Origin of the sequence: Propioniciclava tarda (assembly GCF_900182665.1) — a bacterium.
In the GTDB taxonomy this organism is placed as follows: Bacteria; Actinomycetota; Actinomycetes; order Propionibacteriales; family Propionibacteriaceae; genus Propioniciclava; species Propioniciclava tarda.
Genome location: NZ_FXTL01000001.1, coordinates 385,902 through 410,948, shown reverse-complemented (window position 1 = coordinate 410,948; position 25,047 = coordinate 385,902). Strand labels below are relative to the sequence as shown.

General features: G+C 67.9%; 24 protein-coding genes and 1 tRNA gene. 6 read left to right on the top strand and 19 right to left on the bottom strand.

The annotated features are described in order from the left end of the window. Positions 1-52 precede the first annotated feature (52 nt). From FN821_RS15005 to FN821_RS01875, 16 genes are all read right to left on the bottom strand, one after another. Positions 53-604, bottom strand: a complete 552-nt coding sequence (locus FN821_RS15005; protein ID WP_421958031.1) for a helix-turn-helix domain-containing protein — start codon at positions 602-604, stop codon at positions 53-55. 3 nt (positions 605-607) lie between these two features. Next, positions 608-2,299 (bottom strand): dipeptide ABC transporter ATP-binding protein, encoded by a 1,692-nt coding sequence (locus FN821_RS01940; RefSeq protein ID WP_131170844.1) that lies wholly within the window; start codon positions 2,297-2,299, stop codon positions 608-610. Further along, positions 2,296-3,417 carry a LacI family DNA-binding transcriptional regulator gene (locus tag FN821_RS01935; RefSeq protein ID WP_165489194.1) on the bottom strand — a complete coding sequence of 374 codons (1,122 nt, stop codon included), beginning with the start codon at positions 3,415-3,417 and terminating at the stop codon, positions 2,296-2,298. Before FN821_RS01935 ends, FN821_RS01940 begins: the two co-directional genes overlap by 4 nt. 24 nt (positions 3,418-3,441) lie before the next feature. After that, the gene (locus FN821_RS01930) at positions 3,442-4,302 is read right to left on the bottom strand and encodes an ABC transporter permease (protein WP_131170842.1); all 861 of its coding nucleotides are present in this window, start codon (positions 4,300-4,302) and stop codon (positions 3,442-3,444) included. Next, positions 4,299-5,252: an ABC transporter permease gene (locus FN821_RS01925; protein WP_131170841.1), complete on the bottom strand. Its 954-nt coding sequence runs from the start codon at positions 5,250-5,252 to the stop codon at positions 4,299-4,301. Before FN821_RS01925 ends, FN821_RS01930 begins: the two co-directional genes overlap by 4 nt. A gap of 25 nt (positions 5,253-5,277) precedes the next feature. Then, positions 5,278-6,846, bottom strand: coding sequence for an ABC transporter substrate-binding protein (locus FN821_RS01920; protein ID WP_131170840.1), 1,569 nt, complete (start codon positions 6,844-6,846; stop codon positions 5,278-5,280). A 21-nt stretch (positions 6,847-6,867) separates the two neighbouring features. Further along, positions 6,868-8,523, bottom strand: a complete 1,656-nt coding sequence (locus tag FN821_RS01915) for a hydantoinase B/oxoprolinase family protein (protein WP_206661945.1) — start codon at positions 8,521-8,523, stop codon at positions 6,868-6,870. Continuing rightward, positions 8,516-10,582: a hydantoinase/oxoprolinase family protein gene (locus FN821_RS01910; protein ID WP_131170838.1), complete on the bottom strand. Its 2,067-nt coding sequence runs from the start codon at positions 10,580-10,582 to the stop codon at positions 8,516-8,518. Before FN821_RS01910 ends, FN821_RS01915 begins: the two co-directional genes overlap by 8 nt. Further along, positions 10,582-11,415, bottom strand: coding sequence for a PfkB family carbohydrate kinase (locus FN821_RS01905; protein ID WP_131170837.1), 834 nt, complete (start codon positions 11,413-11,415; stop codon positions 10,582-10,584). Before FN821_RS01905 ends, FN821_RS01910 begins: the two co-directional genes overlap by 1 nt. After that, positions 11,415-12,431, bottom strand: a complete 1,017-nt coding sequence (locus tag FN821_RS01900; RefSeq protein WP_131170836.1) for an SIS domain-containing protein — start codon at positions 12,429-12,431, stop codon at positions 11,415-11,417. The genes FN821_RS01905 and FN821_RS01900 overlap by 1 nt, the downstream gene beginning before the upstream one ends. 310 nt (positions 12,432-12,741) lie before the next feature. Continuing rightward, on the bottom strand, positions 12,742-13,542 hold the full coding sequence (locus tag FN821_RS01895) for a carbon-nitrogen hydrolase family protein (protein WP_131170835.1): 801 nt from the start codon (positions 13,540-13,542) through the stop codon (positions 12,742-12,744). Positions 13,543-13,672: 130 nt separating this feature from the next. After that, entirely contained in the window at positions 13,673-14,122 is a 450-nt protein-coding gene (locus FN821_RS01890; protein WP_131170834.1) for a hypothetical protein, read from the bottom strand. A gap of 246 nt (positions 14,123-14,368) precedes the next feature. Next, positions 14,369-15,769 (bottom strand): class II fumarate hydratase, encoded by a 1,401-nt coding sequence (gene fumC, locus FN821_RS01885; RefSeq protein ID WP_131170833.1) that lies wholly within the window; start codon positions 15,767-15,769, stop codon positions 14,369-14,371. Positions 15,770-15,834: 65 nt separating this feature from the next. Then, complete coding sequence (locus tag FN821_RS14120; RefSeq protein ID WP_165489193.1) at positions 15,835-16,011, bottom strand: hypothetical protein; 177 nt, start codon at positions 16,009-16,011, stop codon at positions 15,835-15,837. Positions 16,012-16,013: 2 nt separating this feature from the next. Continuing rightward, complete coding sequence (locus FN821_RS01880) at positions 16,014-17,465, bottom strand: NAD(P)/FAD-dependent oxidoreductase (RefSeq protein ID WP_131170832.1); 1,452 nt, start codon at positions 17,463-17,465, stop codon at positions 16,014-16,016. A gap of 1 nt (position 17,466) precedes the next feature. Beyond that, positions 17,467-17,646: a hypothetical protein gene (locus FN821_RS01875; protein ID WP_131170831.1), complete on the bottom strand. Its 180-nt coding sequence runs from the start codon at positions 17,644-17,646 to the stop codon at positions 17,467-17,469. 213 nt (positions 17,647-17,859) lie between these two features. Here FN821_RS01875 and FN821_RS01870 point away from each other — a divergent pair. From FN821_RS01870 to FN821_RS01860, 3 genes are all read left to right on the top strand, one after another. Further along, positions 17,860-17,947, top strand: a tRNA-Ser gene (locus FN821_RS01870). 101 nt (positions 17,948-18,048) lie between these two features. After that, the gene (locus FN821_RS01865) at positions 18,049-18,951 is read left to right on the top strand and encodes a 4Fe-4S binding protein (RefSeq protein ID WP_131170830.1); all 903 of its coding nucleotides are present in this window, start codon (positions 18,049-18,051) and stop codon (positions 18,949-18,951) included. Then, entirely contained in the window at positions 18,948-19,592 is a 645-nt protein-coding gene (locus FN821_RS01860) for a hypothetical protein (RefSeq protein WP_131170829.1), read from the top strand. Before FN821_RS01865 ends, FN821_RS01860 begins: the two co-directional genes overlap by 4 nt. 12 nt (positions 19,593-19,604) lie before the next feature. On the opposite strand, the gene FN821_RS01855 is transcribed toward FN821_RS01860, so the two are convergent. Further along, positions 19,605-20,690, bottom strand: a complete 1,086-nt coding sequence (locus FN821_RS01855) for an SLAC1 family transporter (protein WP_131170828.1) — start codon at positions 20,688-20,690, stop codon at positions 19,605-19,607. Positions 20,691-20,853: 163 nt separating this feature from the next. On the opposite strand from FN821_RS01855, the gene FN821_RS01850 reads away from it, so the two are divergent. From FN821_RS01850 to FN821_RS01840, 3 genes are read left to right on the top strand one after another with little or no spacing between them, the layout of a single operon-like run. Then, positions 20,854-21,363: a hypothetical protein gene (locus FN821_RS01850; protein WP_206661944.1), complete on the top strand. Its 510-nt coding sequence runs from the start codon at positions 20,854-20,856 to the stop codon at positions 21,361-21,363. A gap of 58 nt (positions 21,364-21,421) precedes the next feature. Then, a complete protein-coding gene (locus FN821_RS01845; RefSeq protein ID WP_131170827.1) occupies positions 21,422-22,123 on the top strand; it encodes a response regulator transcription factor in 702 nt (233 codons plus the stop codon). Beyond that, complete coding sequence (locus tag FN821_RS01840) at positions 22,123-23,214, top strand: sensor histidine kinase (protein ID WP_131170826.1); 1,092 nt, start codon at positions 22,123-22,125, stop codon at positions 23,212-23,214. Before FN821_RS01845 ends, FN821_RS01840 begins: the two co-directional genes overlap by 1 nt. Before the next feature lie 154 nt (positions 23,215-23,368). Here the strand turns inward: FN821_RS01840 and FN821_RS01835 are convergent, their stop codons facing one another. Together FN821_RS01835 and FN821_RS01830 are read right to left on the bottom strand one after the other, a co-directional pair. Further along, entirely contained in the window at positions 23,369-24,151 is a 783-nt protein-coding gene (locus tag FN821_RS01835) for a ferritin-like domain-containing protein (protein WP_131170825.1), read from the bottom strand. Positions 24,152-24,248: 97 nt separating this feature from the next. Further along, positions 24,249-25,037: a sulfite exporter TauE/SafE family protein gene (locus tag FN821_RS01830; protein WP_131170880.1), complete on the bottom strand. Its 789-nt coding sequence runs from the start codon at positions 25,035-25,037 to the stop codon at positions 24,249-24,251. Positions 25,038-25,047 lie beyond the last annotated feature (10 nt).

The following is a 25,047-nucleotide window of genomic DNA, read 5'->3' as shown; positions in this document are numbered from 1 at the left end:
GAACCTCCATCCTCGGAAGACCTCGACCCCCGTCCCGCCACCGACACGCCGGTCACAACCCGGGCCCCCGACTACACCCTCGTCTGTGAAGAGCCATCAAACCCCGTGTCCAAGATCCGGGGGTAGGGCCCGTCGACGCGGCACGACCCACTCGCCGTGCGATCTCCCGCACCGCCAGTCCCTGCAGGTGCAGATCGGCGATCTCGCTCCGCTCGTCCTGCGATAAGAACCGGCTGCTGATCTCGCGAACGGCCAGGCGGTCGAGCGCCGGCACGAAACCGACGACCTCACCGCCTCGATAGGTCTTGTAGCCCCGCAGCCAGTTGTTCCCCGCGGTGCGTGACACGCCCACCTCACGGGCGGCGGCCATGATGGTCCAGCCCCGCTCACGCAACTCCAGGAAACGCTGACGACCGGCCGACAGCGGGCGCCGCCCCCGCCCTTCTTCACACGACGTGATGACGACAACACGACCCCACAATCTCGGAAGTGTTGCGACCGTCGCTGGAAACCACCCCGCCGAAACTGTGCAGTTTTCGCGCCGTCGACAGGCGCCATACTGACAACGAGAGAGGCGGATCCATCCAGCGGGCGACCCTGCCATTCCTCACGTTGACGCGGACGATCCCTTGGAACGACTACTTCGCCGGCTCGCGGCCCGCTCCTTCTGCACGAGTGGGTCTGGGATGGGAGCCGCTGCCACCAGGCGCTGAGTGTAGGGCTCGGCAGGGTGACGCAGGACCTGGCCTGTTGCCCCCATCTCCACGATGTGCCCTTGCTGGAGGACCACGACGCTATCGGCGAGGTTGTCCACGACGGCGAGGTCATGAGTGATGAAGATGCATGAGAAGTGCATGCGCTCCTGGAGCTCGCGAAGGAGTTCGAGTACGGAGGCCTGCACAGAAACGTCGAGGGCACTGGTCGGCTCGTCCGCGACGAGGATCTCAGGCTCGACGGCGATGGCGCGTGCGATCCCGATCCTTTGACGCTGCCCCCCTGACAGTTCGTGGGGGTACCGATCAATCCAACTTGCGGGTAGGGACACCTGCTCGAGAAGCGATCCCGCACGCCGACGACTTTCGGTGTGTCCGCGAAGCGCCCCCCGCCTCACGAGCGGTTCCACAACCGTCTTCCCGATCGGGCTGCGGGGGTTCAGGGACGAGGCCGGATCCTGGAAGACGATGCTCACATTCCTGCGCGCAGCTCTCCTCTGGCGCGGGCGGAGGCTCGTCAGGTCGGATCCGTTGATGACCAAGCCGCCAGATGTGGGCTCCACCAAGCCGACGATGACACGCCCGATGGTGCTCTTGCCCGATCCCGATTCGCCTACCAGCCCGACGGTGGTTCCGCGAGCGAGTCGAAGGTCCACTGAATCCACTGCCATGACCGGAGGTCGACGGAAGCCGCCGGGGTAACGGACGGACAGCGAGCGGAGTTCTAGGACGACGTCGTCTGCCGCCTCCTCCCGCGATGGCTCGTCCGCGCTCGGCCCGGACACGTGCAGTTCGGGCACAGCTGCGAGGAGATCGCGCGTGTACGGCTGATCGGGGCTGCGGAACAGCGTGAATACGTCGGATTGCTCGACGACGCGGCCGTCCTTCATGACGCAGACGCTGTCGGCAACTTCGGCGACCACCCCCATGTCATGGGTGATGAAGAGCATCGCCATCCCCAGCTGGTCCTGGAGCGACCGGAGCAGCGCAAGAATGTCGGCCTGAACGGTGACGTCCAGGGCTGTCGTTGGCTCGTCGGCGATGAGCAGCCCTGGGTTCCCGGAGATGGCCAGCGCGATCATGCACCGCTGTCGTTGACCTCCCGACAGCTGATGAGGATAGAAGCCCAGACGTTTCTCCGGATCCGGCATTCCGACCAGTTGCAGCAGTTCGACCGAGCGAAGCCGGATCTGGGTCTCGGCGTGCATGCCGTGCGCCCTCAGTGCTTCCCGCAGCAGGGCCCTGACCGTGTAGACAGGGTTCAGGGCGGTCATCGGCTCCTGGAAGATCACGCCGATTCCGCTTCCTCGGAGCGACCTCAGGCGTTCTTCGGTGGCTCCGATCAGTTCCTCACCGTCGAAACGGGCGCTACCGGTGATGGAGGCGGTACCGGGCAACAGGCCGACGAGCGACATCGCCGTGACGCTCTTGCCCGATCCAGACTCCCCCACGAGCGCGAGCGTGCGCCCACGCTTCAGCTCGAACGACACCGCATGCGTGACTTCGGTCGACTCGCCCTCGGTTGTGAACGTGACCGTCAGATCGCGACACGTCAGGATCGGCGAGCGGTCCTTTGGATCGGTCATGAGCTCTCCTCGACCAACTCGGTGGGTTGCGATGACCCGCGGACACCGGCACGGGGGCTCTTCGCGCCCAGCGGTCGGGTGCTCCCCCGCACTAGGAGCTCGCCTTGGAAGATCGTGTCCTCGACCGGCACCTCGGGCTCCTCCACTCGCCGGAGCAGCACATCGGCTGCAGCGTCGCCGAGTTTCTTGGGGGGCTGGGCCATGACCGTCACGGCAGGGGTGACCATGGTCGTCCAGTCCTGGTCGTCGAACCCGATGAACGACAGCTGATCGGGGAGGCGGATCCCAAGGGCGGCGATCCCTCGGTAGGCGCCGGACGTGAGCACCGAGTCGGTGCAGAACAGCGCGGTGGCGCCCGTTCGCGGGAGGCCGGACCGCACAGCCTGTGCTGCAGACTGTTGATCGTAGTCGGCGCCGAGGACCAACCCCGGGTCGAGGTCGATGCCAGCATCTCGGAGCGCCGAGACGTGCCCCCACAGTCGGAGCGCAGCAGGCCGGTGGATGCCGCCACTGGGGTTGGGCTGGTGGAGAGCCAGTTCCGGCACTTCGGTCAGGATGGCGATGCGTTCGTGCCCGAGGGTGAGCAGATGCCGGGTTGCGAGGCGGGCTGTCGCGGCATGGTCGAGCGACACCAAAGGAATTGCCTCGAGGCCCTCGGTTCGGCGGTCGAGCAGAACCATGGGCAGGCCCTTGTCGGACAGGTCCGCAGCGACCTTGCTCGGTCCCGGGATCACGGGCGCCAGCACGAGACCGTCGACGCGTTTGGCGGCCAGGAGACGGAGTGCTCGGGCCTCGACCTGGGGATCGTTGTCGGTATTGCTGATGATGATCTCGATCCCCTTGGACCGCAGCCTGTCGCTGATCCCTCGCACAACTGATGCGAAGAATGGGTTGGCAATGTCCGGGATCACCACGCCGATCGTGTTCGTGACTCCGATGGACATGGCTTTGGCCAGTTCGTTGGGGACGTACCCGAGCGTTTCAGCGGCTCGGAGTACACGTTCGCGCGCCTCCTCGCTGGCCGAGCCGCGCCCTGAAAGCACCCTTGCGGCGGTCGCCTTGGATACCATCGCCGCGCGGGCGACGTCGGCGGTGGTGACAGACTCTCGTCTCTGCACAGCCATCCTCGATACCCCCATTCCCTACAGGTTGCTCGCCATGCCCCGGCGAGGGTCGAGCCAGTCTCGAAGAATGTCTCCGACCAGGCCGAAGGCAAGGATCGTCGCCACGATAACGGCCGATGGGAGTGCCACCAACGCGGGATTCGCGATCATGTCTCGTTGGCCGTCGGCGACCATGAGGCCCCAAGAGGGTGTGGGCGGTACGACACCCAGCCCCAGGTAGCTCAGGCCGGACTCCAGCAGGATCGATGTCGCCAACGTGAGGGGCAACTGAACGATGATCGGAGCCGCCACGTTCGGAAGCACCACGGTCAGCATCGTTCGCAACGTCGAGTTCCCGAAGACCCGCGACGCTTCGACATACTCCAGATTCCGCACGGTGACAACCTGTCCATAGGTGAGGCGAGCGAATCTGGGCGAGAACAGGATGCCCATCGTCACGATCAGGGTCACGATGCCAGGCCCATAGATGGTCACGATCAGAAGGGCGAGAACGATCGGGGGAAATGCCAGAATGACGTCCACTGTCCGCATGGTGATGGTTTCGACGAACCTGCCGAGAAATCCTCCCAGCATTCCCAGGGTGACACCGACCACGAGGGCCACTGCGGTCGCACCGATCGAAACGACAAGCTCAATCCGAGCCCCGTGCAGCAACCGGGACAGCAAGTCGCGACCGAAACGGTCGGTTCCCAAAGGGTGACCCGGCGTGCCGATACCGCCAAGCTTCTCGGGAATATTTTGGGCTTGAGGGTCGGGCAACCCCAGCAGCGGCACCAGGATCGTCACGATCACGACGACCAGCACGAAGAGCGCGCCACCCACCCTGACCGGATTAAGCGACCTGCGCAGTCGGCGGACCGAACGGCTTGTGGTCTTCATCGGCGTGCCCTTGGGTCCAGGACTCCGTAGAGGATGTCTACGATCAGGTTGATCAAAATGAAGAGGGCCGCAATCACGATGACGATCCCTTGGACCATCGGATAATCGCGAGAATTGACGCTATCGACCAGCAGCGAGCCCATGCCCGGCCAGGTGAACACGCGCTCGATCAGCACCGTCGAGCCCAGGAGGCTGCCGATCTCGAGACCCAACGTGGTGACGACTGGATTGAGCGAGTTGCGAATGACGTGGCGGCGGAAGACGACCGACCGCGGAAGCCCTTGCGATCGGGCGGTGCGCACCCAGTCCTGGGCCACAGTTTCGAGGACCGCCGAGCGGGTCATCCGAGCGACGACCGAGGTGATCCCGAAGGACAGCGCGATCGCCGGCAGCACGAGGCGCATGAAATGGGCCGAAGGGTTCGCCTCGATCGCGGTGTAGCCGCCCGCGGGAAACCACCCCATCTGGAGCGAGAAGACCAGGACGAACACGGTGCCGATCACGTAAACGGGCATCGAAATGCCCAGGGTCGTCAGGCTCGAGATGACAGTGTCCGCGAGGCCGCCGATCCGTGCCGCGAGTGCTCCTGTAGGAATGCCGACCACGACCGCGATGAGGGCCGCCATCAGGACCAGCTCGAGCGTCTTCGGCAGTCGGTCCCCGATGTAGCTGAGAACCTGGATGTCGGCGCTTCGGAACGAGGTTCCGAAGTCCATCCGGACGAGGCCCGCTAGGTAGTCGGAGTACTGGACGAGGATGGGCTTGTCCAAACCGAGCTGACTTCGCACCCGGGCTAGCGCCTCAGGCGTGACGGCCCCGGAGCCTTCCGATCCAAGGAGGATCGCGGCCGGGTCTCCTGGCACTGCGTGCAGCGCCAGGAAGACCACGGTCACGACCAACCAGAGAAGCACGACCCCGAGGAGTAGTCGGTTCAGGACGAAGCGCGTCATGTTCAGACTCCCTCGAGGCTCAGGCTCACGCCTGGAGCCTGGCTCCCACCAGCGTGTAGCCCGACTCGAACGTGAGGAATCCCGGAATGTTGGCGAAGCCGCTCAGCTTCTTCGAGTAGGCGAAGGCCTGCGAACGGCCCACGAGGCTGGCGAACGGAACTGTCTGGATGATGCGTTCCTGCACCTGATCGTAAACCGCCTTGCGGTCGGCATCGGTCGCGGCCTGCAGGCCCTTGTTCAGGAGGTCATCCAGCTTGGGATCGTCGAACCCATAGGAACGGTTGTTCGCGGCCGGGCCGGTCACGAAGTTCACCAGGAACGACGGATCGTTCACGACGCCCGCCGAGCCGGCGACAGCGATGTCGTAGCGCCCCTCGGCGGCCTTCTGCTGCCGAGTTGCCCAGTCGCCGGAGTCGAGGGTGGTCCGGATACCGATGGCAGCCAGGTCGGGCTGCACTGACAGTGCGGTGTCCTGGTGGAACGCGTACTGAGATGAGGTCAACAGGACGGCGTCGAAGCCGTTGGCGTAGCCTGCCTCAGCCATCAGCTGCTTGGCCTTGGCGACGTCCTGCTTCCACCCTTGCGCCAGTTGGGCGTTGTAGAAGGGGCTGGACTCGGAGATCGGGGCTCCTGCCACCACGCTCGCCTGTCCGGAGAACGCGGCCTTCGCAACATTCTCTCGGTTGACGGCCAGTGCGATCGCCTGGCGCACCTTCTCGTTCGCCAGGGGTCCGCCCTTAGCGACGTTGAAGTGCAGGTACATCCACGGGCCGCTCTGCGGATCCAGGGTCAGGTTTGCGTCCTGCTTGACCCGGTCGAAGGACTCCCACGGAACGAAGTCGATCAGGTGGACGTCCCCTGCCAGCAGAGCGTTCAACCGTGCCTGCCCGTCGGCGTAGACGGTGACCGTCGCCTTGTCGAAGTTCACGTTCGAGGCGTCGTAGAAGTTCGGGTTCTTGCTGAAGGTGAACGAAACGCCCTTCTGAGTCTTGTCGAGCTTGAAGGGGCCGGCACCCTCCCAGGAGGTTCCCTGGGCGCCGAAGGACTTGTCCGGGAGGATCGCCGCCGTCGTGTCGGCCAGGTAGCTCGGGAACGCGACGTTCGCGTTCTTGAGATTGACCACCGCCGTCTGCTCGTCGGGCGTGTCGACCGAGGCAAGCTGCGACATCGTCGCGCCGATCTTGGCCCCGGACGACGACGTCGCGAGGAACTCCAGGGTCTTCTTGACGTTCGCGCTGGTCAACGCCGACCCGTCGGAGAACTTAAGGTCCTTGCGGAGCTTGAAGGTGAAGCTCTTGTTGTCGGCACTCGCCTTGAACGACTCGGCGAGGGCGGGCACCACCTGACCCTTGGCGTCATAGCCGAGCAGGCCCCGATGGATCATGGTGTCGAGCATCATCGCCGCGGCCCCCTGATCACGCGAGGGCTTGAGGTCGGGGACGTCGGCCGAAAGGCCGATCTTGAGTTCCGGCGCCGTGCTGTTCGACGCGGTCGGCTTCGGTGCCGCGGTGTTCGAGCACCCGGTGAGGACGAGCGCCAGCGCGGCGCCGAACGCTCCGAGGGTACTGATCCAGCGTCTGGGTCGACTGGCCATGGTTCCTCCTTGTTGGTTGTTCTATTCCGGCGCGCTGATGCGTCCGGCGTTGCGATAGGCGGCGGCCGTGGCCGCGCTGATCTTTCCAGCTGCGAGGTCTTGTTCGACCAGGGCGGGATCGCGGAGAGCCGGGTCTCCGTATCCGCCGGCGCCCGCGGTCTCGATCGAGGCGCTGTCCCCCGAACGGAGCACGGTGTAGCCGCGGACCACCGGCTGGGCGCCCTCGCTGAGAGCGCAGCGGGCCGAGTCGCCCGGGCCTCCCCCGAACAGGCCCCAGGGCTTGGAGAACTGCCGGCTGGTGTCGAGCCAGAAGTGGACGTCATTGGTCTCAGCCCGCACGGTCCGCCTGATCCCCAGCCCTCCTCGGTGTTGTCCCAGGCCGCCCGAGTCTCCGATCAGCTCGTAGGACTCGACCGTCAGCGGGTACTCGCTCTCGAGGCTCTCCACAGGAAGGTTCGAGGTGTTGGTCATGTGCACTTGCACCCCGTCCAGTCCGTCCTTGTTGTAGCGGGCGCCACTGCCGCCACCGATCGTCTCGAGGTAGACGAAGTTGCGCTTGCGGAACGGGTCCCAGCCCGAGAAGTGCACGCCAGTGTTGGCGCCGTTGGCCGCCGCCGTGACGCGCTTGGGAAGCGCGGAGGCGAGGGCTCCCTGGATCAGGTCGACCACCCGTTGGCAGGTCTCGCTGCGCCCATTGACCGCCGCCGGCTCCTCGCAGTTCAGGATGCTCCCCTGGGGAGCCACGATAGTCACGGGACGGTACAGGCCGGCGTTCGGTGGGATGTCGGGGTCGATCAGGGTCTTGAGGGTGTAGTAGCACGCCGCGAACAGCCCGGTCCAGACGACGTTCACGCTGGCGCGAACCTGCGGCGGGGCGCCGGTGAAGTCGAACGTGATTTCGTCACCGGCCACTGTCACGGTGATGGGGAGTTCGAGCTCGCCCTCCAGTTCGGGGCAGTCGAAGCGGTCCGTGAACTCGTAGCGGCCATCGGGGAAGGCCGCGATCGCCGCCCGCGTCCTGCGTTCGGTGTAGTCGAGCAATTCTCGGCCGACGTCCCGCATGGTCGCCCGGCCGTAACGAGCGCAGATCTCGAGGTAGCGGTCCACTGCGGTCCGGATGGCCGCTTGCTGGGCGTTGAGGTCGGCGAGACGTTCTGTGGGAATCTGGCAGTTGAGCAGGATCAGCTGCAGCAACTCCTCCTGGAGGACACCCCTCCTTACCAGGTGCACCGGAGGGATCCGAATGGCCTCCTGGTAGATGTGGGCGTGCCCACGGTCGCCGAAGTCGGCGTGGTGGGCGAGGGTCGCCGCCCATGCTGTCAGCTGGCCGTCGACGTAGATCGGGGAAGCGAGGACGATATCGGGCAAGTGGGAGCCACCGCCCGTGTAGGGATCATTCCCGATGAACACGTCCCCCTCGCTGATCGCATCCTCGGCATGGCGTTCGCGGATCGCCTTGACGATGCCCATGAGGGATCCCAGGTGGAGCGGCGAGCCACCCTCGTCCTGGGCGATGGCCTGGCCCTCGGCATCGAAGAGGCTGGCCGTGCAGTCTCGGCGCTCCTTGATGTTGGGCGAGAAGGCGGCCTTGACGAGGGTCTCGCTCATCTCCTCCACGATGCTGGCCAGCGCCGAGGAGACGACCTCGATCAGAATCGTGTCCCGGGTGTCACTCATCGGTTCCTCCAACATCGATGACCAGGTTGCGGTGGGCGTCCACCCGGCAGTTGTCGCCAGGCAGCAGCACGGTGGTGGTGTCCATCTGTTCGATCACGGCAGGTCCGGCCAGTTCCGCGCCGTGGCGGAGCAGCGCTCGGTCATACACAGGGCAGCGGACGAAGCCCCGTGGCTCACTCAGGTAGATATCCCGATGCGCGACGAGCGCCTCGTCGGCGCTGCCGATCTCCGGGTCCTTCCGGCTGACATCGACACGGTCGGCACGCCCGACAGCCTGCACTCGGTAGGTGACGATCTCGACCGGGTCGCCCGGGGACGCGTAGCCGTACACGCGTTCGTGCGCGGCGTGGAAGTGGTCGAGCACCTCCTCGAGGGCGGCCGCATCCAACTGCTGCGCGCTGTCGAGGTCGATCGGCAACTCGAAGTTCTGCCCTCGATAGCGCATCTCGAGGCGGCGCACCTGGTGGCGATCTTCGGGAGCGCTGCCCTCGGCGTCGAACCAGGCGTCAGCTTCGCCCGACAACGCCTGCAGCACGGCGTTGATGGGAGCGGGGTCCGAAGGGTCGAACGCCGTGATCTGCGTGCGCATGAAGTCGGTACGGACGTCCGTCATCAGCAGTCCCAGCGCCGACTGCGCGCCAGGCGTCTGGGGAACGACGATGCGTGTCATCCCCAACTCGCGAGCGAGTCGCGACGCGTGCAGTGGGCCGGCCCCGCCGAAGGGCACCAGGGCGTAGTCGCGTGGATCGTAGCCGCGCTGGACCGAGACGACCCTGATCGCCCTGGCCATGTTGGCCGTCACGACGCGCAGGATGCCGAGCGCGGTCTGCTGAACATCGAGCCCCAACCGATCACCGATGGTGCCGAGCGCCTTCTTGGAGGCCTCCTCCGAGATCGGCATCTCCCCGTTGAGCAGGTACTCGGGATTCAGCAGGTGGAGGGCGACGTTCGCATCGGTGACCGACGGCTCCAAGCCGACGCCGTAACACGCCGGTCCCGGGTTAGCACCGGCGCTCTGGGGGCCGACACGGAGGTGCTCGCCGCTGTCGATCCAGGCGATGGAGCCACCGCCCGCACCGACCGTGTGGATGTCAAGCATTGGTGCCCGGATGGGACGCCCGTCCAACTCCATCCCAGCGGTGACCTGGGGCTCACCGTGCCGCACGAGGGAGACGTCGCTCGATGTGCCGCCCATGTCGAAGGTGATGATCTCCGGGTGGCCCGCCAGCAGACAGATCTCGGCCGCGCCCACGACGCCCGTGCTCGGCCCGGAGAGAACGAGCCGAACCGGGATCCGCTCCGCCATGGAGAACGGAATCACCCCACCGTTCGACTGCGTCACCCGCGGGACTACCAGCAGCCCCCGACTCGCGAGTTGATCCCGCAGCCGGGACAGATACCTGTCCACCACGGGCCCGACGAAGGCGTTCGTCACCACCGTCGAAAGCCGCTCGTACTCCCTGAACTCGGGCAGCACCACCGACGACAGCGACACGTACGCCTCGGGAAACTCCTCGGTGATGATCTGAGCCACTTCCTGCTCGTGATCCGGCCGCAGGTAGCTGTAGAGGAAGCAGACGGCGATGGCGCGCACCCCCGCGTCCTTGAGTTCACGCACGGTCCGGCGGACCTCGTCGACGTCCAGTTGGACAGCGACGCTGCCGTCGAAGCGCACCCGCTCGTGCACCTCACGCCGCAGAGAGCGCGGCACGAGCGGGGTCGCCTTGTCCGCCTGCGGGTCGTACATGTCGGGGCGACGGCCTCGACCCAGTTCCAGGAGGTCACGGAAGCCGAGCGTCGTGATGAGGCCGGTCGGGACGCCCGTGCCGGTCAGGAGGGTGTTCGTGCCGACCGTCGTCCCGTGCGCGAAGTAGGTCACGTCGGAGATCAGACGCCCGCCGGCCTTGTGCAGCAGTTGCTCGACTCCATCGAGGATCGCCCGGCTGGGGTCGTCCGGGGTGCTGGAGATCTTGTGGACGTGGAGCGTTCCGGCTTCTTCGTCCCACGCGCACAGGTCGGTGAACGTGCCGCCCGTGTCCACGCCAACCCTGAGTCCCATCAGATCTCTCCTTCCAGCACCGCTGCCCGGCGTGAGAACGGCGCCCCGTGCCCGAAGGCTCCCGAACGTGTGATGACGCCCTGCGCAACCTCGCTGGCGTCGGCCAGTGCCGAAGCAGGATCATCGGCCCTGCTGAGCCTCACGAGGAGCGCCGCGATGAAGGCGTCCCCCGCACCCAGGGTGTCGATCACCGGGACGCGGCCCGCAGCCTGATCCCAACGTTGGTCGTGCGTGGCAAGTGCCGCACCCTGGGGGCCCCTGGTCACCAGCGCGTACGTGGCCCCGGCCCCGCACGCCGCTCGCAGCAGGTCAGACACGGCCGCCTCGGACAGGTGTGAGCCCGAAAACGACGCGAGCCACAGGCCCGACGCCAGCCGGCTCACCTGCTCTGCGGTGAAGTTGCGCCCGAAGTCGTATGAGACCCGCAATGCGTGAGCGCACAACTCCCCGAGCTGATCATCCAGGCGTGCGGTGTAGGCGGTGTGGACCACATCGAACCCGCGAGCATCCGCGTAGTGCTGCGCGACTAGCGCGAAGAGCGAGACACCCTTGTCCGAGCCGAGGAATCGTCGATCACCCTCGACCAGGTCGACGTCGGCCCATGCATTAGGACCGTCGGCGACGGACACCCGGGAGGTGTCCACGCCCTCGTCAAGAAGAGAACCGAGCACCAACCGCCCCGCCTCGTCGCTGCCCACGATCCCCTGATAGGCGGAGTCGGCGCCCAGTCGCTTGGCGAACACCGCCACGTTGACCGCGTTGCCACCGGGGTACATGACTCCCTGGCCGACGTAGCGATCAACGACGTTGTCGCCGATGCAGAGGAGTCGCATCAGTACGCCACCTTGTACATGTAGCGGCGCTGGGAAGTGTCGTGGCCGATCCGCGCAGCGATGTGGTCAAGAACCCGCCGCGTGGCACTGAACAGAGCGAGCATGCTGAGTTCACCGCGGGCATCGGCGGGAACGCCCGGAAGCGTCAGGGCGGCCGTATCGATCACAGCCAGTGACGAGGTGTAGCGAGACGCGAACGACACGACCCTTTCACCTAGGGCTCGGGTGGGGTCCTCGGCCAGGAGGGCCAGCAACGGAGTGTCGTCCAGAATCATCTCGAGCGGACCGTGGAAGAAATCGGCCCCGTTGATGGCGGCTGCCTTCAGCCAAAGCATCTCCATCATGTAGCACCAGGCCGTCATCTTGGCCATGCCGAACGCGGGACCCGCGCCGGTGACGAGGGTAAGAGGAGCACCATCGACGATCGCGCACACGGCCTCGGCGACCTCGGCGACCTCCTCCTTCGCGCTCCGCAGCGCGGCTGGCAGCGCCGGCATCCCGGCCCGAATCGGACTCGCCACCTCACCCGCTCCGCTCTGCTCCAGCAGAGACAGCGCGATCTGGTGGTTGTGCACCAGCTTGGGCTCCGTGATTGTGATGGTGTCGGGGTAGTCGAGGTGGATGTCGCCGAGCCGCGAGAGCCCGTTGTCGCCCACTCGGGAGATGCCGATAAGCCGCGCCCCAAGCGACTTGGCATACTCCGCTGCAGCCACGGTCTCGGGAGTGCTGCCCGAGTGGCTCGCCGCCACCACGAGCGACCTGTCCGTCAAACCCACAGGACGCCTCGAGGTCAGCTCGGCGCTCGAGATGTGGGTGACGCTGGTCCCGGGGAGGTATCGATCGAGGAGGTCGAAGGACGGGTACATGCCGAAGTGCGACCCGCCGCAGCCGACCAGCACCACCTTGTCCAGACCTTCTGAAAGCACGCTCGCGATGTACTCATCGGTCCGGTCGCGGGCAGCCAGCGCATGGGCCACGGCGTCCTCGAAGTCGTTGGGAATGGCAATGGGCTGCATGACACACCTTTGGTTGAGACCGGTCTCACATCGAGACAGCGAAAGTCTCTTCTGTGGTGAGACCGGTGTCAATAGTTCGTGGCAGGCAACTTTGGAGCGGCTTGGAGCTGAGAACAGGCGTGACCTCTGGGCCCCTTGTGACGGGACGGGGGCGACAATCGCTCCATGACGGAGGCAACCCGCGCGCAGCCACGTCCGGTCGTCCCGCCCGTCACCCTGAGCGGCCCGGCTGGCCCGGTCCTGAGCGGCTACGCGCGCAGGGACGGCTGTCCCGCTCCACGAGCGGCATGTTCGTCACCGTCGACAACACCTAGCGGTCGAGGTGCACCGAGAACCGCGACACGGCGAGCACCGGCAGCCGCTCGCGGATGCTCGCCACGGCGTCCGGATCGATGTCGACGGTGAAGACGCAGGGCTCCTCGCCGGCCTCGTGCAGGATCGTCCCGTCCGGGCCGACGGCCAGCGAGTGCCCCATGCCGAGCGGTCCGGAGCCGGCGGGGCGTCCGGACGCCGTGGGCTCCGACTGGCCGGCACCGACGACGAACACGGTCGCGTCCAGGGCGCGGGCCTGGGCCAGCAGACGCCACTGATCCACCTTGCCAGGGCCGCTTTGCCAGGACGCCGGCACGATGACCACGTCAGCGCCCTCGCGGGCGTAGTGCTTGAAGAGCTCGCCGAACCGCAGGTCGAAGCAGATGGCGATGCCGACCTTGACCCCAGCGATGTCGATGAGGACGGGGGCGCGTCCGGGGGTCATGACCTCGGACTCGACGAACCCCCACGCGTCGAACAGGTGCAGCTTGTCGTAGCTGGCCTCGCCGGCCGGCCCCGTCACGAAGCACGTGTTGAGGGGGCGGCCGTCCGGACCGGGCGTGAACATGCCGACCGCGATCGTCGTGCCGAACTCGGACGCCAACGCCCGGACGCCCTGCGCGAAGGGCCCGTCCAGCGGTTCGGCCACGTCGGCCGAGCGCGTCGAGAAACTCGCCATCGTGGCCTCGGGGAACACGACCAGGTCGGCGCCGGAGGCGTCCGGCATGGACGCGCGCATCAGCGCGAGGTTCTCGGACGGCACTTCTGAGCTGCAGAGCTGGACGACGGCGATGCGCATGGGCCTAGTGAAACACGGCCGCTGCAGACCGCAACACCATCGAAGCAGTCAGCTCAGAGTGCGAAGACGACGCCACCCACCCGCGCTCTGGCAGCAGCCGGCCGGAGGGTGGCGCGGACTCGCGACCGAATCAGCCGGCAGCAGGCGGAGCCGTCGGCGCCTTGGCGGCGCGGGAGGCCATCATGGCGAGCGCGCCCAGACCCGCGGTGGCCAGCCCGGCCAGCAGAACGGCGAAGAGTCCCCATCCGGCGCCCACCGACATCATGCCGCCGAGGCTGCTCATCTTGCTGAAGGTGATGATCGCGATCAGCGTCGTCACGGCGCCGGCGCCGATGAGCCCCCAGGGAAGCCAACTGAGTTTGCCCGGCTTCAGCAGATAGACGATCGCCGCAGCGATGGTCAGCAGCGCGAGGAACAAGGTGATGACCCCATCGCCCTGCGTGCCGTTGACAGAGACGCCACCGAAGATTCCTGCGCTGACGACGACCCACGGTCCGAGAGACCCGATCAGGGCGACAACTCCGGCGATGACGCTGTAGGCGATCCACTTCTTGACGGGATCAGCGAGGGTGGAGGTCATGTCGAACACGGGGGCGGCGGGGACAGCAGTCGGCTGGGGAGTGGCCGTTGCCGGAATCTGACCTGACGACTCAGTCGACACGACGGGCTGAGGCTCCGAGGCGGCGGGTTCGGAAGCGGCGGGAACGTGCGGATCCATGGTCATGGGAGGTCTTTCGTGGGGCTACAGGTGCGCCTCAGCATCTGGGCTCCGCCTCGCCCTCAGCCAGGTCGCGGCACGGGTGCCAACGGGCGATCGGGCGCGACCCTAGTCGGACGCCGGACGCGTCATCTCGAGCGGCACGACCCAGGCGTCGAACTGGTCTGGAGTGACGAGCCCGGACGCCACGGCCGCATCGCGCAGGGTCAGGCCGTCCGCTTGGGCGCGTTTGGCGATGGACGCCGCCGCGTCGTAGCCGATGCGCGGGTTCAGCGCGGTGACGAGCATCAGATCGGACGCCAGATGCTCGGCGATCCGCTCGCGGTTCGGCTCGATGCCCACGGCGCAGTGGTCGTTGAACGAGCGGGCGGCGTCCGACAGCAGCCGGATCGACTCCAGCACCGCGTGCGCCATGACCGGCTTGAAGACGTTGAGCTGGAAGTTGCCTTGTGAGCCCGCGAACGCGACGGTCGCGTCGTTGCCGAAGACGCGAGTCGCGACCATCGTGACGGCCTCGGACTGGGTCGGGTTCACCTTGCCCGGCATGATCGAGCTGCCCGGCTCGTTCTCGGGGATCGTCAGCTCGCCGATGCCCGTCCGCGGCCCTGACGCGTACCAGCGCACGTCGTTGGCGATCTTCATCAGCGCGACGGCGAGCGTGCGCAGACCCGCGCTGACCTCGACGAGGCTGTCGTGGGCGCTGAGCGCCGCGAACAGGTTCACGGCCTGCGTGAAGGCCAGCCCGGTCTCGGCCGAGATCAGAGCCGCGGTGCGGCGTCCGAACTCGGGATGAGCGTTCAGACCGGTGCCGACGGCCGTGCCGCCGATGGCGAGCGAGCGGGCGCGCTGGTCGGCGGCGTGCAAGCCGGACGCCGCGAAGTCCAGTTGGGCGACCCAGCTGCCGATGACCTGGCCGAGGGTGACGGGGGTGGCGTCCTGCAGGTGCGTCCGGCCGACCATGACGACGTCGGCGAAGTCATCGGCCTTGGCGGCGAGGGTGGCGCGGAGGCGTCCAATGCTGGGGTAGAGACGCTCGTTCAGCTCGGTGACGATCGCGACATGCATCGCGGTCGGGAACGTGTCGTTGGACGACTGGCCGCGGTTGACGTGGTCGTTGGGATGGACGGGGCTCTTCGCGGGCAAGGGGCGTCCGGCAAGGGTATTCGCCCGATTGGCGATCACCTCGTTGGCGTTCATGTTGGTCTGGGTGCCTGATCCGGTCTGGAAGACGACGAGCGGGAAGTGCTCGTCCAGCTCGCCCCCGATCACCTCGTCGGACGCCCGCGCGATCAGGGCCGCGACGTCGGCGTCCAACTGGCCCAACTCGGAATTCGCCTGAGCAGCGGCCTTCTTCAGGACGCCGAACGCCTGGATCATCGGACGCCCCCAGACGAACGTGTCCCGGCCGATGTCGAAGTGCTCCAGGGAGCGCTGCGTCTGCGCGCCCCAAAGGCGGTCGGCGGGCACCTCGACGGGCCCCATGCTGTCGATCTCGGTGCGACTGGCCATGGTCCAACGTAACCCGCGGGCACCTCAGGGGCTACGACGACGACGCCTGATTTGGGACGCCGGTCTCAGCCGCTATGCCCCTTGGCGACCATGCGCATGATCAGGGCGTTGAAAGCCAGGAAGCGCAGGAATTGCAGCGGGATCGACATGCGCTGTCGCAGCGTTTTCGCGTTCGGCAGCGGCGCCTTGGACAAGTCCAGGGTGGGCTGGTCGCCGCCCGTGGTGGTGAGGAGAGAGTTCATGATCACTCCGGAATCAGCTGCCAGCCCAGGCGGGCCTTGGCCTTGTAGATGAACAGGTAGTGCAGCATCAGCTTCACCCAGTGCCCGTGCAGGCCGAGCTCGCCGCGGGTCTCGCGGGTGTCGCGTCCGGTCGGGTATTTGTCGTAGTCAGGCACCACCGGCAGCATCGTCATCGCGGCCGCCGAGCCCTTGGTCAGGCCCGTTCCGGCGGACGCCACGCACGCCGCGCCCATGTGCGCCATGGACGCATGCTCGGCCTCGGCGTCCGGATTCTTCAGCCGCTTGCTGATCGTGACCGCGACCGCCTTGCCCATGACGCCCGACGGCATGCCGGTGCGCGGCGGAGCCGGCGCGACGACCGTCCCGTTAGCCGTCTTCAGCGGACGCGAGATCTGGTGCGGCGGCGCGAACGCGATGCCGGCGGCGAACACGTTGCGGTAACCCGGCACCTCGTACGTGGTCGGCCAGTCGGCCGCCTTCCAGTCTTCGTACGGCTTCGGCGTGTAGTCGGCGTCCACCTTCATGAACCCGGACGGCGCGAACAGCCGCTCGGTGATGTCGACGCCGTCGCGGTCGAACGCCTTGATCGGCTGCCCGCCGAACGGCGGGATCAGCATCGAGAAGTCGAACGGCAGCTGGTGATGGGCACCGTCGAGGGTCTCGTAGAAGATCACACCCTCCTCGACCTTCTCCACGTGCGCGCCGACGATCGCCTCGACGCCGCGCTCGCGGAACAGCGAGCCGGTCCACAGCTCGGAGGTGGTCTCGAAGCCCTGCTGGTCGAAAACCATGCCGCCGACACCGAAGTCGCCGAGCGCGGCCTCGTTGGTGAGGTAGATGATGCGCGCCAGGTCGCGGACGCCCGCCTGGCGAATCTCGTTCTCGACGTTGAAGACGTACTCGAACGCCGCCCCCTGGCAGGTGCAGGTGCCGTGCCCGGTGCCGATCACGAACGTCTGCTTCTGGCCGGCCTTCATCTTCTCGATGGACGCCGCGAGGGCCTTCGCCGCATGGTCGGCATGGTCAGCGGTGCAGACGCTGAGGGTGTGGCCGTCCGGGCCGAGGCCCGGCGTCGCCTCGAACTTGAGCTTGGGACCGGTCGCATTGATCAGGTATTCGTAGGCGACGGTGTCCGTTTGGCCCTTGCGCTCGCCCGAGGTGTGCTCGACGGTCACGTAAGGAGCGGCGCCCGCGGCGTCCCCCTCGGGATGGATCTCGACGGCCTTGGCCTGGACGAAGTCGATCTTCTTGCGCGCGTACACCGGCGCCAGCTTGAACAACACCTTCTCGGCCGGGATCTCACCGACGCCCACCCAGATGTTGGACGGGATCCAGTTCCACTGCGAGTTGGGCGACACCACGGTGACCGTGTGCTGCTTGCCGATCAGGCGCTTCAGGTGCAGCGCGGCGGTATGGCCGGCCACGCCCGCGCCGAGGACGACGACGGATGCCATGTCAGCCGCCGAAGAGCTTGGCGAAGAAGCCCTTGGGGGTGGCTGCGGCGATCTCCTCGGGTGTGTGCTTGTTGTTGCACCACTGCGCCTTCGGGACCGACGCCTTGATCTGCGCGACGTGCTGGCCGCAGCCGGCCCACGTGGTCTTGCCGCAGACGCGGCAGGTAACAGGACGGCACATGCAGGCGACTCCTCTACGTTGATGGCCTGCAGGGACTATATACCCCAGGGGGTATTAGAGGAAAGCCCGGGGCTTCGCCGGTGAGGGGCGACGTCGGCGTGCGCTGGCCGCACTGGACGCCGTCGGCGCGAGTCCACGGACGTCTGACACCGGCCAGGTGGCGGCTGAACGCGCGATTGGAGCAGTCCGCGGCGATCAGATAACCTCTCCCACGGAGGATTCGCCTAGAGGCCTATGGCGCTCGGTTGGAAACCGGGTTGGGTTCACGCCCTCACGAGTTCGAATCTCGTATCCTCCGCCACGGCGATTCGCCTAGCGCTTCACACAAGCTTCGTCAACCACCCACGGACGCCTCACAGGCGCCCCCTAACGTCGCAGCGTTCGCACCACGAGGGGACGCCGATGACTACCCAAGCCGCACCGAGGCTCACCAAAGCGCAGCGCCGCACGCGCGGCATCAAACGAGTGAAGCGAGCCCGCCACCTCACCCAGATCGCGTTCGCGGTGTTCATCATCGTGGCGGCAGTCCGGCACCAGACGACGGAGGCGTCGGCGTCCGTCGATGCGCTCTGCCCGATGGGCGCAGTCGAGACGCTGTTGACGTGGCTGACGACAGGCGGACTGATCTCGAAAATCCATCCGTCGAACCTGGTGCTCGGCGTCGCGATCGTCGTCGCGACGATCCTGGTCGGCAACGCATTCTGCGGCTGGGTCTGCCCGTTCGGCGCGTTGCAGGACGCCATCACCTGGGTGCGCACCAAGCTGCGCCTCCCGACAGTCGGCGTGCCGGCACGCGTTGACAAGGTGCTTCGCTATGGACGCTTCGTCGTGCTCGCCGTCGTCATGTGGATGAGCTACACCACCATGAAGCTCTGGTTCTTCGACTACGACCCCTACGTGACGCTGTTCGGCCTGCACTGGCTCTACGAGTTCAGCGTCGAGATGTGGCCCGCGCTGGCGATTCTCGGCGTGGTCATCGTCGGCTCGTTCGTGGTCGAGCGCGCGTTCTGCCGGTACCTCTGTCCCCTCGGCGGCGTGTTCGCGATCCTCGGGCACCTGTCGCTGACCCGCATCCGCCGCTCCCCCGCCACCTGCACCGACTGCACGCTGTGCGACAAGGCCTGCCCGGTCGGCATCGAGCCGGCGAAGGCGCAGCCGTTCGCCAACACCGACTGCATCGGCTGCATGGACTGCCTGACCACCTGCCCGGTCCCCGGGGCCTTGAAGCTGGACGCCCCGGTCGCGCTGGGCATCCCCGTGCGGCGCGACCCGTCCCCGACCCGCACGAAGGAGGTCGTGCGATGAGCACCCCGCGCACCAAGGCGGCTCTCTGGATCGCCCCCGCCGTCACCATCGCCGCCCTGTTCGGCAGCTACGGCATCGCGTCCGCGACCGGCGGTTGGGTGACCTCAGGCAAGCAGGTCATCACGGCGTCCACCAAGCTCACCCCCGATGACCTGAAGGGCTGGATGACCCTGCAACAGGCGTCCGACGGCCTGGGCATCGGCGTGGACCGGCTCATCGCGCTGCTGGACGCCCCCGCCGGCACGGCAATCGCACCCGCGACGGCGTTCAAGGACCTCGAAGCGCTGGTCCCCGGATTCGAGCTCAGCGCCTTCAAGCTGCGCCTCGCCGAGGCCCTCGCCAGTGCCCCGAGCCCAGCTCCGACACCGACCGCCAGCGGCGCTGCACCAACGGCGTCCGGGTCGAGCAGCAGCGCAACGCACGCGCCGACTGGCAGCGGCACCCCAGGCACCTCGTCGATCACCGGCCAGACCACCCTGCGGCAGGCTGCCACAGCGGCCGGAATCGACCCCGAACGGCTGCGCCGTGAGGCTGGGCTGCCGGCGTCCGTGGGCCTGGACGTCGCGCTCAAGGACATCAAGAACTCGGTGCCCGGCTTCGAAATCCAGTCCGTCCGGGACGCCGTCGAGCGACTGCGCTGAGTCGTCAGGACGTCAGGCGCCGCGACCGCGGAGCATCCGCAGCGTCCGCGTCGCGACCGTCAGCCAAAACACCAGCAACAGCAGGTACAGGACGACGCCGATGCCGGTCAGCAGCGGGACCTCCCAGGCTTTGGCGAGGGTGAGGGTGGCGACGGTGAACGCACCGAGCGGGAACGTGAAGCCCCACCAGCCGAGATGGAAGGGAACGGCTCCCGCTCGCCGGTACCTGAACAGGAGGGACGCCGCGACGGCCAGCCACCACAGCCCGAAGCCCCACAGGGCGGTTCCCAGGAGTTGCGTCGCCAGCACAACGCCGGCGCCACTAGCACCGAAGATCGGCTGACCCGCGCGGGCCAGGGCACCTGAGCCCAGAATCGCCACCCCGACCGGGCCGAGGGCGATCCATTGAGAGGGCGCCACCTGCGCTGGCGGCAGGGGTTGCAGCACGAGCCGATCGTGCAGCGCCCCGAGGACGAGGAGGAACAGCATCAGCCCGATGCCCCAGCAGGCGTACCCGAGCACGAGAAGCGTCCGGGCGGTCGTGGGATCGACAACCGGCACGAGCGGAGCGACGGCGGACGGCACGATGATCGCGGACACCGGCGGGATGAACCAGCTGCCGTTGACGCTCGGCGCCGGCACCTCGCGGGTGAAGAGCGCATAGGCGAACATCACCCCGATGGTCACCGCCAGCACTCCGCCCACCAGCGCCAGAACCGCGACCACGGCAAGGACTCGACCCCACGGAGCAACCGAAGGACCGACCGCTGCGGCGAGCACTCCGAGGACGAGCAAACCCGCCGGGAAGGTCGCGTGCAGGCCGCCAATCGCCGGGTCTCGCAACTCGTCCAGCACGACCCGCCCATATCGCACCCACCGCAGCGTGTAGAGCACCGTGAAGACCACGCCGAGCCCGAGAGCCAGGGCCGCCAACGCCAGTCCGAGAACCACCGAGGCCCCACGCAACTCGGCGATGCCGCCCGGGTTACCGAACGTCGCCACCGCTGTGATGGCGGTGCCCATCACGCTGGCGAACCACCCGGGATGCAGGCACCGCAGGTCGAGTCTCGACACCGGACGGGTACTGAGTTCAGTCATGGTGAGCAGTCTTTCGTCATCAGGAGGGCCGTCGATGTCGGGACGAGTGACCCGGCGAGGCGACGGGGAGATCGGGATCCCCGCCGCACCCGCTCGCGCGCGGACTTCCCTGGCCGACCCGTCCTAATATACCCTGGGGGGTATCTTCGAAGGTAGGAGCGTCATGAATCGACGGTTCAGCCCGGCCGCCGCCGCGCTGGCAGCGTCCAGGACACCCAGCACCCCGCTTCAGGTACTCCGGAGCTGGCCGACCCGCCGTTGGGCAGCCGCCGCAGCCTTCGCCCTCGCGACGGTGCTGCTCGCCGCGCTCAGCACGGCGATGATTCCGAACCCGGCGTTCGGACGCGCCGTGCCGACGACCGTCTGGGCATGGCCCGTGCTGATCGTGACCGCCGTACTCGGGGGTCTCGTCGGCGCAACCTACGTGCGCGCCCCCGGCGACCCCGCGCCCGTGACCAAGGTCGGCGTGGTGGGCGGACTGCTGAGCTACTTCGCCGTCGGCTGCCCGGTGTGCAACAAACTGGTCCTGCTGGCCTTGGGCTATTCGGGCGCCTTGCAATGGTTCGCTCCGGCGCAGCCGTTCCTGGCAGCCGCGGGGCTCGCCCTGCTGGCCTACGCCTTGGTGCGCCGACTGCGCGCCGCCCAGGCGTGTCCGATTCCGGGCCGGAGCTGAACTTCATCGAAGCTTCACGGGCATGGGCGACACTCGTGCCAGCCGGTTAGGAGGAGCCATGGGACGCCGCGTGCTCGTCGTCGACGACGAGGCCCAGATCCGCTCGATCTTGCGCGCCTATCTGGACGCCGAGGGCTTCACCGTGGACGAGGCCGCGACCGGCGCGGATGCGTTGAACCTCCTGCGACACAAGCCCGACCTCGTGCTGCTCGACATCGGCCTGCCCGACCTGACCGGGCTCGAGGTCCTGGCCAAGATCCGGGCGGCGTCCGATGTCTACGTGATCCTGGTCACCGCCCGAGCCGAGGAGGTCGACAAGCTCGTCGGCCTGAGCGTGGGCGCCGACGACTACATCACCAAGCCGTTCAGCCCGCGTGAGGTCGTGGCCCGAGTCCGGACGGTGCTGCGCCGAGCGCGTCTCGACTCCCCCGACGAGCCGGGTGCCGGCGTCCTGGCCTTCGCCGGACTCACGATCGATCCCGCCTCCCGCGAGGCACGAACGGACGCCGGGGCGGCCGAGCTGTCCGCGCTCGACTTCGACCTGCTGGTGGCGCTGGCGTCCACCCCGGGACGCGTGTTCTCGCGCGCGCAACTGCTGGAAAAGGTCTGGGGCTACGACTTTTACGGCGACGAGCGGGTGGTCGACGTGCACATCAAGACGATGCGCGCAGCGCTCGGCGACGACGCGTCCGCGCCGCGGATCGTCGGCACCGTCCGCGGCGTCGGCTACAAGTTCCTGCTCGCAGCCCTGGACGCCTGATGCGCCGGCTCTCGGTGCGGCTGCTGGTCTCGCACGTGCTGGTGGCGGTGATCGCCGGGCTGGCGACCTACCTGGTCGTGCGCCTGCTGGCGCCGCTGCTGTTCGAGGGCGCGCTCGGCCAAGGACGCGGCGGCGGCATGGGCGCCGGCCCCGGCTCCGGCGCGGGTCCTGCGCTGCGGCAACAGTTCGCGGACGCTGTCAACGCGGCCCTGCTCGCCGGCATGTTGGCCGGCGTGGTGGCGGCCGCGGTGTTCGGGGTGCTGGCGGCCAGGCAGCTGCTGCGTCCCCTGGGCGAGGTCGGGCGGGCCACCCGCGAGATCGCCCAAGGACGCTACGACGTGCGCGTGCCCACCGGCTCGGACGCCGAGGTCGCCGCGTTGGCGTCCGATGTCAACCTCCTCGCGACCAGCCTGGCCGAGACCGAGGCCCGCCGGGTGCGGCTGCTCGGCGAGGTCGCGCACGAACTTCGCACTCCCCTGACCGTGATCGACGGCACGGTCGAGGGCATGATCGACGGCGTCCTGCCCGCGGACGCCGAGCACCTCGGCGTCCTGACCTCCGAGGTCCGGCGGCTGCGCCGCCTCGCCGACGACCTCTCGACGCTGTCGCGCGCGGAGGAGGGCCGGCTGTCGGTCGTCCCCGCTCGCGTCGCCTTGCGCCCCGTCATCGCGGACGCCGTCGCGCGACTCGCGCCGCAGGCGTCCGACGCCGGGCTGACGCTCACGTTCGCGCCGGGCGTGGAGATCGAAACGGACGCCGACGCCGACCGACTCGCCCAGGTCGTCACGAACCTGGTCGGGAATGCCATCCGGGCGACGCCGTCCGGAGGCTCGGTCGTCGTCTCCGTGGAGCGAACCGGCGCGACGGCGTCCATCTCGGTCACCGACACCGGCGAGGGCCTGGCGTCCGAGGATCTAGAGCGCGTCTTCGAGCGGTTCTACCGCGTGCCCGGACGCCGCGGCGGCGACGGCTCGGGCATTGGCTTGACGATCGCCCGCCGCATCATACGCGCCCACGGCGGCGATCTCATCGCCCGCTCGGAGGGCCCCGGACGCGGCTCGACCTTCATCGCGACGCTGCCCGCGCGTTGAGGGCCTGCCCCCGGTCATGCCACCCGCAACACCCACCTGGGACGACCCCACCCCTAGCAGACCCACCGCTCACGCGACAGCGACTGGGTGCTCAACGTTCCGGAATTCCGAAACATCGAGCACCCAGTCGCCGTGATGGGGGCGATTCAGCACGTCACCCGTTGCTACAGGTCCCGGTGCCATCACCGGCGCGATTGCCCATGCCCTGGCCCGGGCCCATCCCCTGCCCCACGCCGGCCTGGCCGGCACCGCGACCCATGCCCCGGCCGGTGCCGTCGGCCGCTCCCGTGCCGGCATCCTGCCCGCGGCGTCCGGCCTGCATGCCGGTGCCGTCGTGGGCGCCGAGCGGCGTCCCGGCCTTGGCCGCCTCGAACGCCTTCAAGTGCTGCTCCGAGGCCCGCAGCAGGTTGCCGAGCACGCGCTTCACGTCCGCCTCGGAGGTCTCGGCGATGACCTTCTCCAGGTCGGCGATGTCGGCCTTCTCGATGGCGATGCCCACGTCGTAGGCGTCCGCGAGCGACGTCTTGCCCTGGGCCATCAGCTTGTCGTACAGGGCCTGCAGCTCGGGCTCGGAGTAGGTGCCGGCGGCCTTCCCGGACGCCGGGTCGGCGACTCCGTAGCGGGCCAGCAGGGTGCCGACCGCGTCGAAGTGCTGCTGCTCGCTCGTGACGATGCTGGCGAAGGGCAGCGCCTGGTCGTACTGGGCTGCGAGCGCGGCGTAGACGTCGCGGGCCAGCCGCTCCTCATCGCGCATCCAGGACAGGTCCTTCGCCAGCTGGGCGCTGGCGACGGCCGGGGTGGTGGACGCCGCCGGCGTCCGCTGGGCGCCTTGGCCGGCCCAGTCGGGGGCTGCGAATGCCTGGGAGGCTAGGGCAACGGTGCCAGCGAGCGATCCGATGACGCCGAGGACGATGGCGGACTTGGTGGTGGTGTTCATGGGATGAACCTCCTTGTCGGGTAACTCTTGACCCCGAAACTACGGACGCCCGATGAAGCCCTCAGGGGCGCCCCCGTGAAGGTTCTGTGAGGCCGACTCAGCTGAAGAGCGCGGGCACGTTCATCACGGCCATGTACACGGCAACCACGACGAGCATCAGGATGAACGCCACCGTGAGGTGGCGCGGCGACACCCGCTGGGTGACCTTGGCGCCCAGCAGAGATCCGGCGACCGCGAAGGCCGAGAACCCGGCGATCACCGGCCAGTCGAGCGTCACGCCGTTGCCCAGCCTGGACGCCAGCGCCGTCGCGCTGTTGATCGCGATCACGACCAGCGACGTGCCGACCGCGACTGGCATCGGCAGGCCGAGCACCAGCACCAGCGCCGGCACCACGGCGAAGCCGCCGCCAACCCCGAAGAAGCCGGTCAACAGCCCGACGGCCGACGCCGCGAGCAGGATCGGCATCCACCGGACGCTCCCGCCTGCGGGCCCCGCGGCAGTGCCCGCGCCGGACGCCGAGGGCGCCCGGCGCAGCCGGCGCGCCATCAGCACCGCAACGACCACCATCAGACCGGCGAAGGCGGACAGCAGCACATGCGACGACACCCCGGCCGCACCTCTGGCGCCCGCGTACGAGCCGAGGACCCCGAGGGCACCGAACACCGCCCCACGGCCCAACTGGACGTTTCCCTTGCGGTAGTGCGGGATCGCGCCGATCAGAGCCGTCACGCCGACAATGATCAGTGATCCGGTCGTGGCCGCCTTGGGGTCCTGGCCGAGCAGGTAGACCAGGGCGGGCACGGTCATGATCGACCCGCCACCGCCGAGGCTGCCGAGCGCGAGGCCGACGACGAGGCCGAGCGGGATCACCCACAGCAGCTCCATCGTCGGCACC

Coding starts and splice junctions, on each gene's coding strand:
- FN821_RS01845 (WP_131170827.1), top strand. CDS start 21,422: ATGGGACGCCGCGTGCTCGTCGTCGACGACGAGGCCCAGATCCGCTCG.
- FN821_RS01895 (WP_131170835.1), bottom strand. CDS start 13,542: ATGCGCATCGCCGTCGTCCAGCTCTGCAGCTCAGAAGTGCCGTCCGAG.
- FN821_RS01875 (WP_131170831.1), bottom strand. CDS start 17,646: ATGTGCCGTCCTGTTACCTGCCGCGTCTGCGGCAAGACCACGTGGGCC.
- FN821_RS01905 (WP_131170837.1), bottom strand. CDS start 11,415: ATGCGACTCCTCTGCATCGGCGACAACGTCGTTGATCGCTACGTCGGC.
- FN821_RS01835 (WP_131170825.1), bottom strand. CDS start 24,151: ATGAACACCACCACCAAGTCCGCCATCGTCCTCGGCGTCATCGGATCG.
- FN821_RS15005 (WP_421958031.1), bottom strand. CDS start 604: ATGGCAGGGTCGCCCGCTGGATGGATCCGCCTCTCTCGTTGTCAGTAT.
- FN821_RS01860 (WP_131170829.1), top strand. CDS start 18,948: ATGAGCACCCCGCGCACCAAGGCGGCTCTCTGGATCGCCCCCGCCGTC.
- FN821_RS01855 (WP_131170828.1), bottom strand. CDS start 20,690: ATGACTGAACTCAGTACCCGTCCGGTGTCGAGACTCGACCTGCGGTGC.
- FN821_RS01910 (WP_131170838.1), bottom strand. CDS start 10,582: ATGGGACTCAGGGTTGGCGTGGACACGGGCGGCACGTTCACCGACCTG.
- FN821_RS01930 (WP_131170842.1), bottom strand. CDS start 4,302: ATGAAGACCACAAGCCGTTCGGTCCGCCGACTGCGCAGGTCGCTTAAT.
- FN821_RS01880 (WP_131170832.1), bottom strand. CDS start 17,465: ATGGCATCCGTCGTCGTCCTCGGCGCGGGCGTGGCCGGCCATACCGCC.
- FN821_RS01915 (WP_206661945.1), bottom strand. CDS start 8,523: ATGAGTGACACCCGGGACACGATTCTGATCGAGGTCGTCTCCTCGGCG.
- FN821_RS01830 (WP_131170880.1), bottom strand. CDS start 25,037: ATGGAGCTGCTGTGGGTGATCCCGCTCGGCCTCGTCGTCGGCCTCGCG.
- FN821_RS14120 (WP_165489193.1), bottom strand. CDS start 16,011: ATGAACTCTCTCCTCACCACCACGGGCGGCGACCAGCCCACCCTGGAC.
- FN821_RS01940 (WP_131170844.1), bottom strand. CDS start 2,299: ATGACCGATCCAAAGGACCGCTCGCCGATCCTGACGTGTCGCGATCTG.
- FN821_RS01850 (WP_206661944.1), top strand. CDS start 20,854: ATGAATCGACGGTTCAGCCCGGCCGCCGCCGCGCTGGCAGCGTCCAGG.
- fumC (WP_131170833.1), bottom strand. CDS start 15,769: ATGGCCAGTCGCACCGAGATCGACAGCATGGGGCCCGTCGAGGTGCCC.
- FN821_RS01865 (WP_131170830.1), top strand. CDS start 18,049: ATGACTACCCAAGCCGCACCGAGGCTCACCAAAGCGCAGCGCCGCACG.
- FN821_RS01920 (WP_131170840.1), bottom strand. CDS start 6,846: ATGGCCAGTCGACCCAGACGCTGGATCAGTACCCTCGGAGCGTTCGGC.
- FN821_RS01900 (WP_131170836.1), bottom strand. CDS start 12,431: ATGCAGCCCATTGCCATTCCCAACGACTTCGAGGACGCCGTGGCCCAT.
- FN821_RS01840 (WP_131170826.1), top strand. CDS start 22,123: ATGCGCCGGCTCTCGGTGCGGCTGCTGGTCTCGCACGTGCTGGTGGCG.
- FN821_RS01925 (WP_131170841.1), bottom strand. CDS start 5,252: ATGACGCGCTTCGTCCTGAACCGACTACTCCTCGGGGTCGTGCTTCTC.
- FN821_RS01890 (WP_131170834.1), bottom strand. CDS start 14,122: ATGACCTCCACCCTCGCTGATCCCGTCAAGAAGTGGATCGCCTACAGC.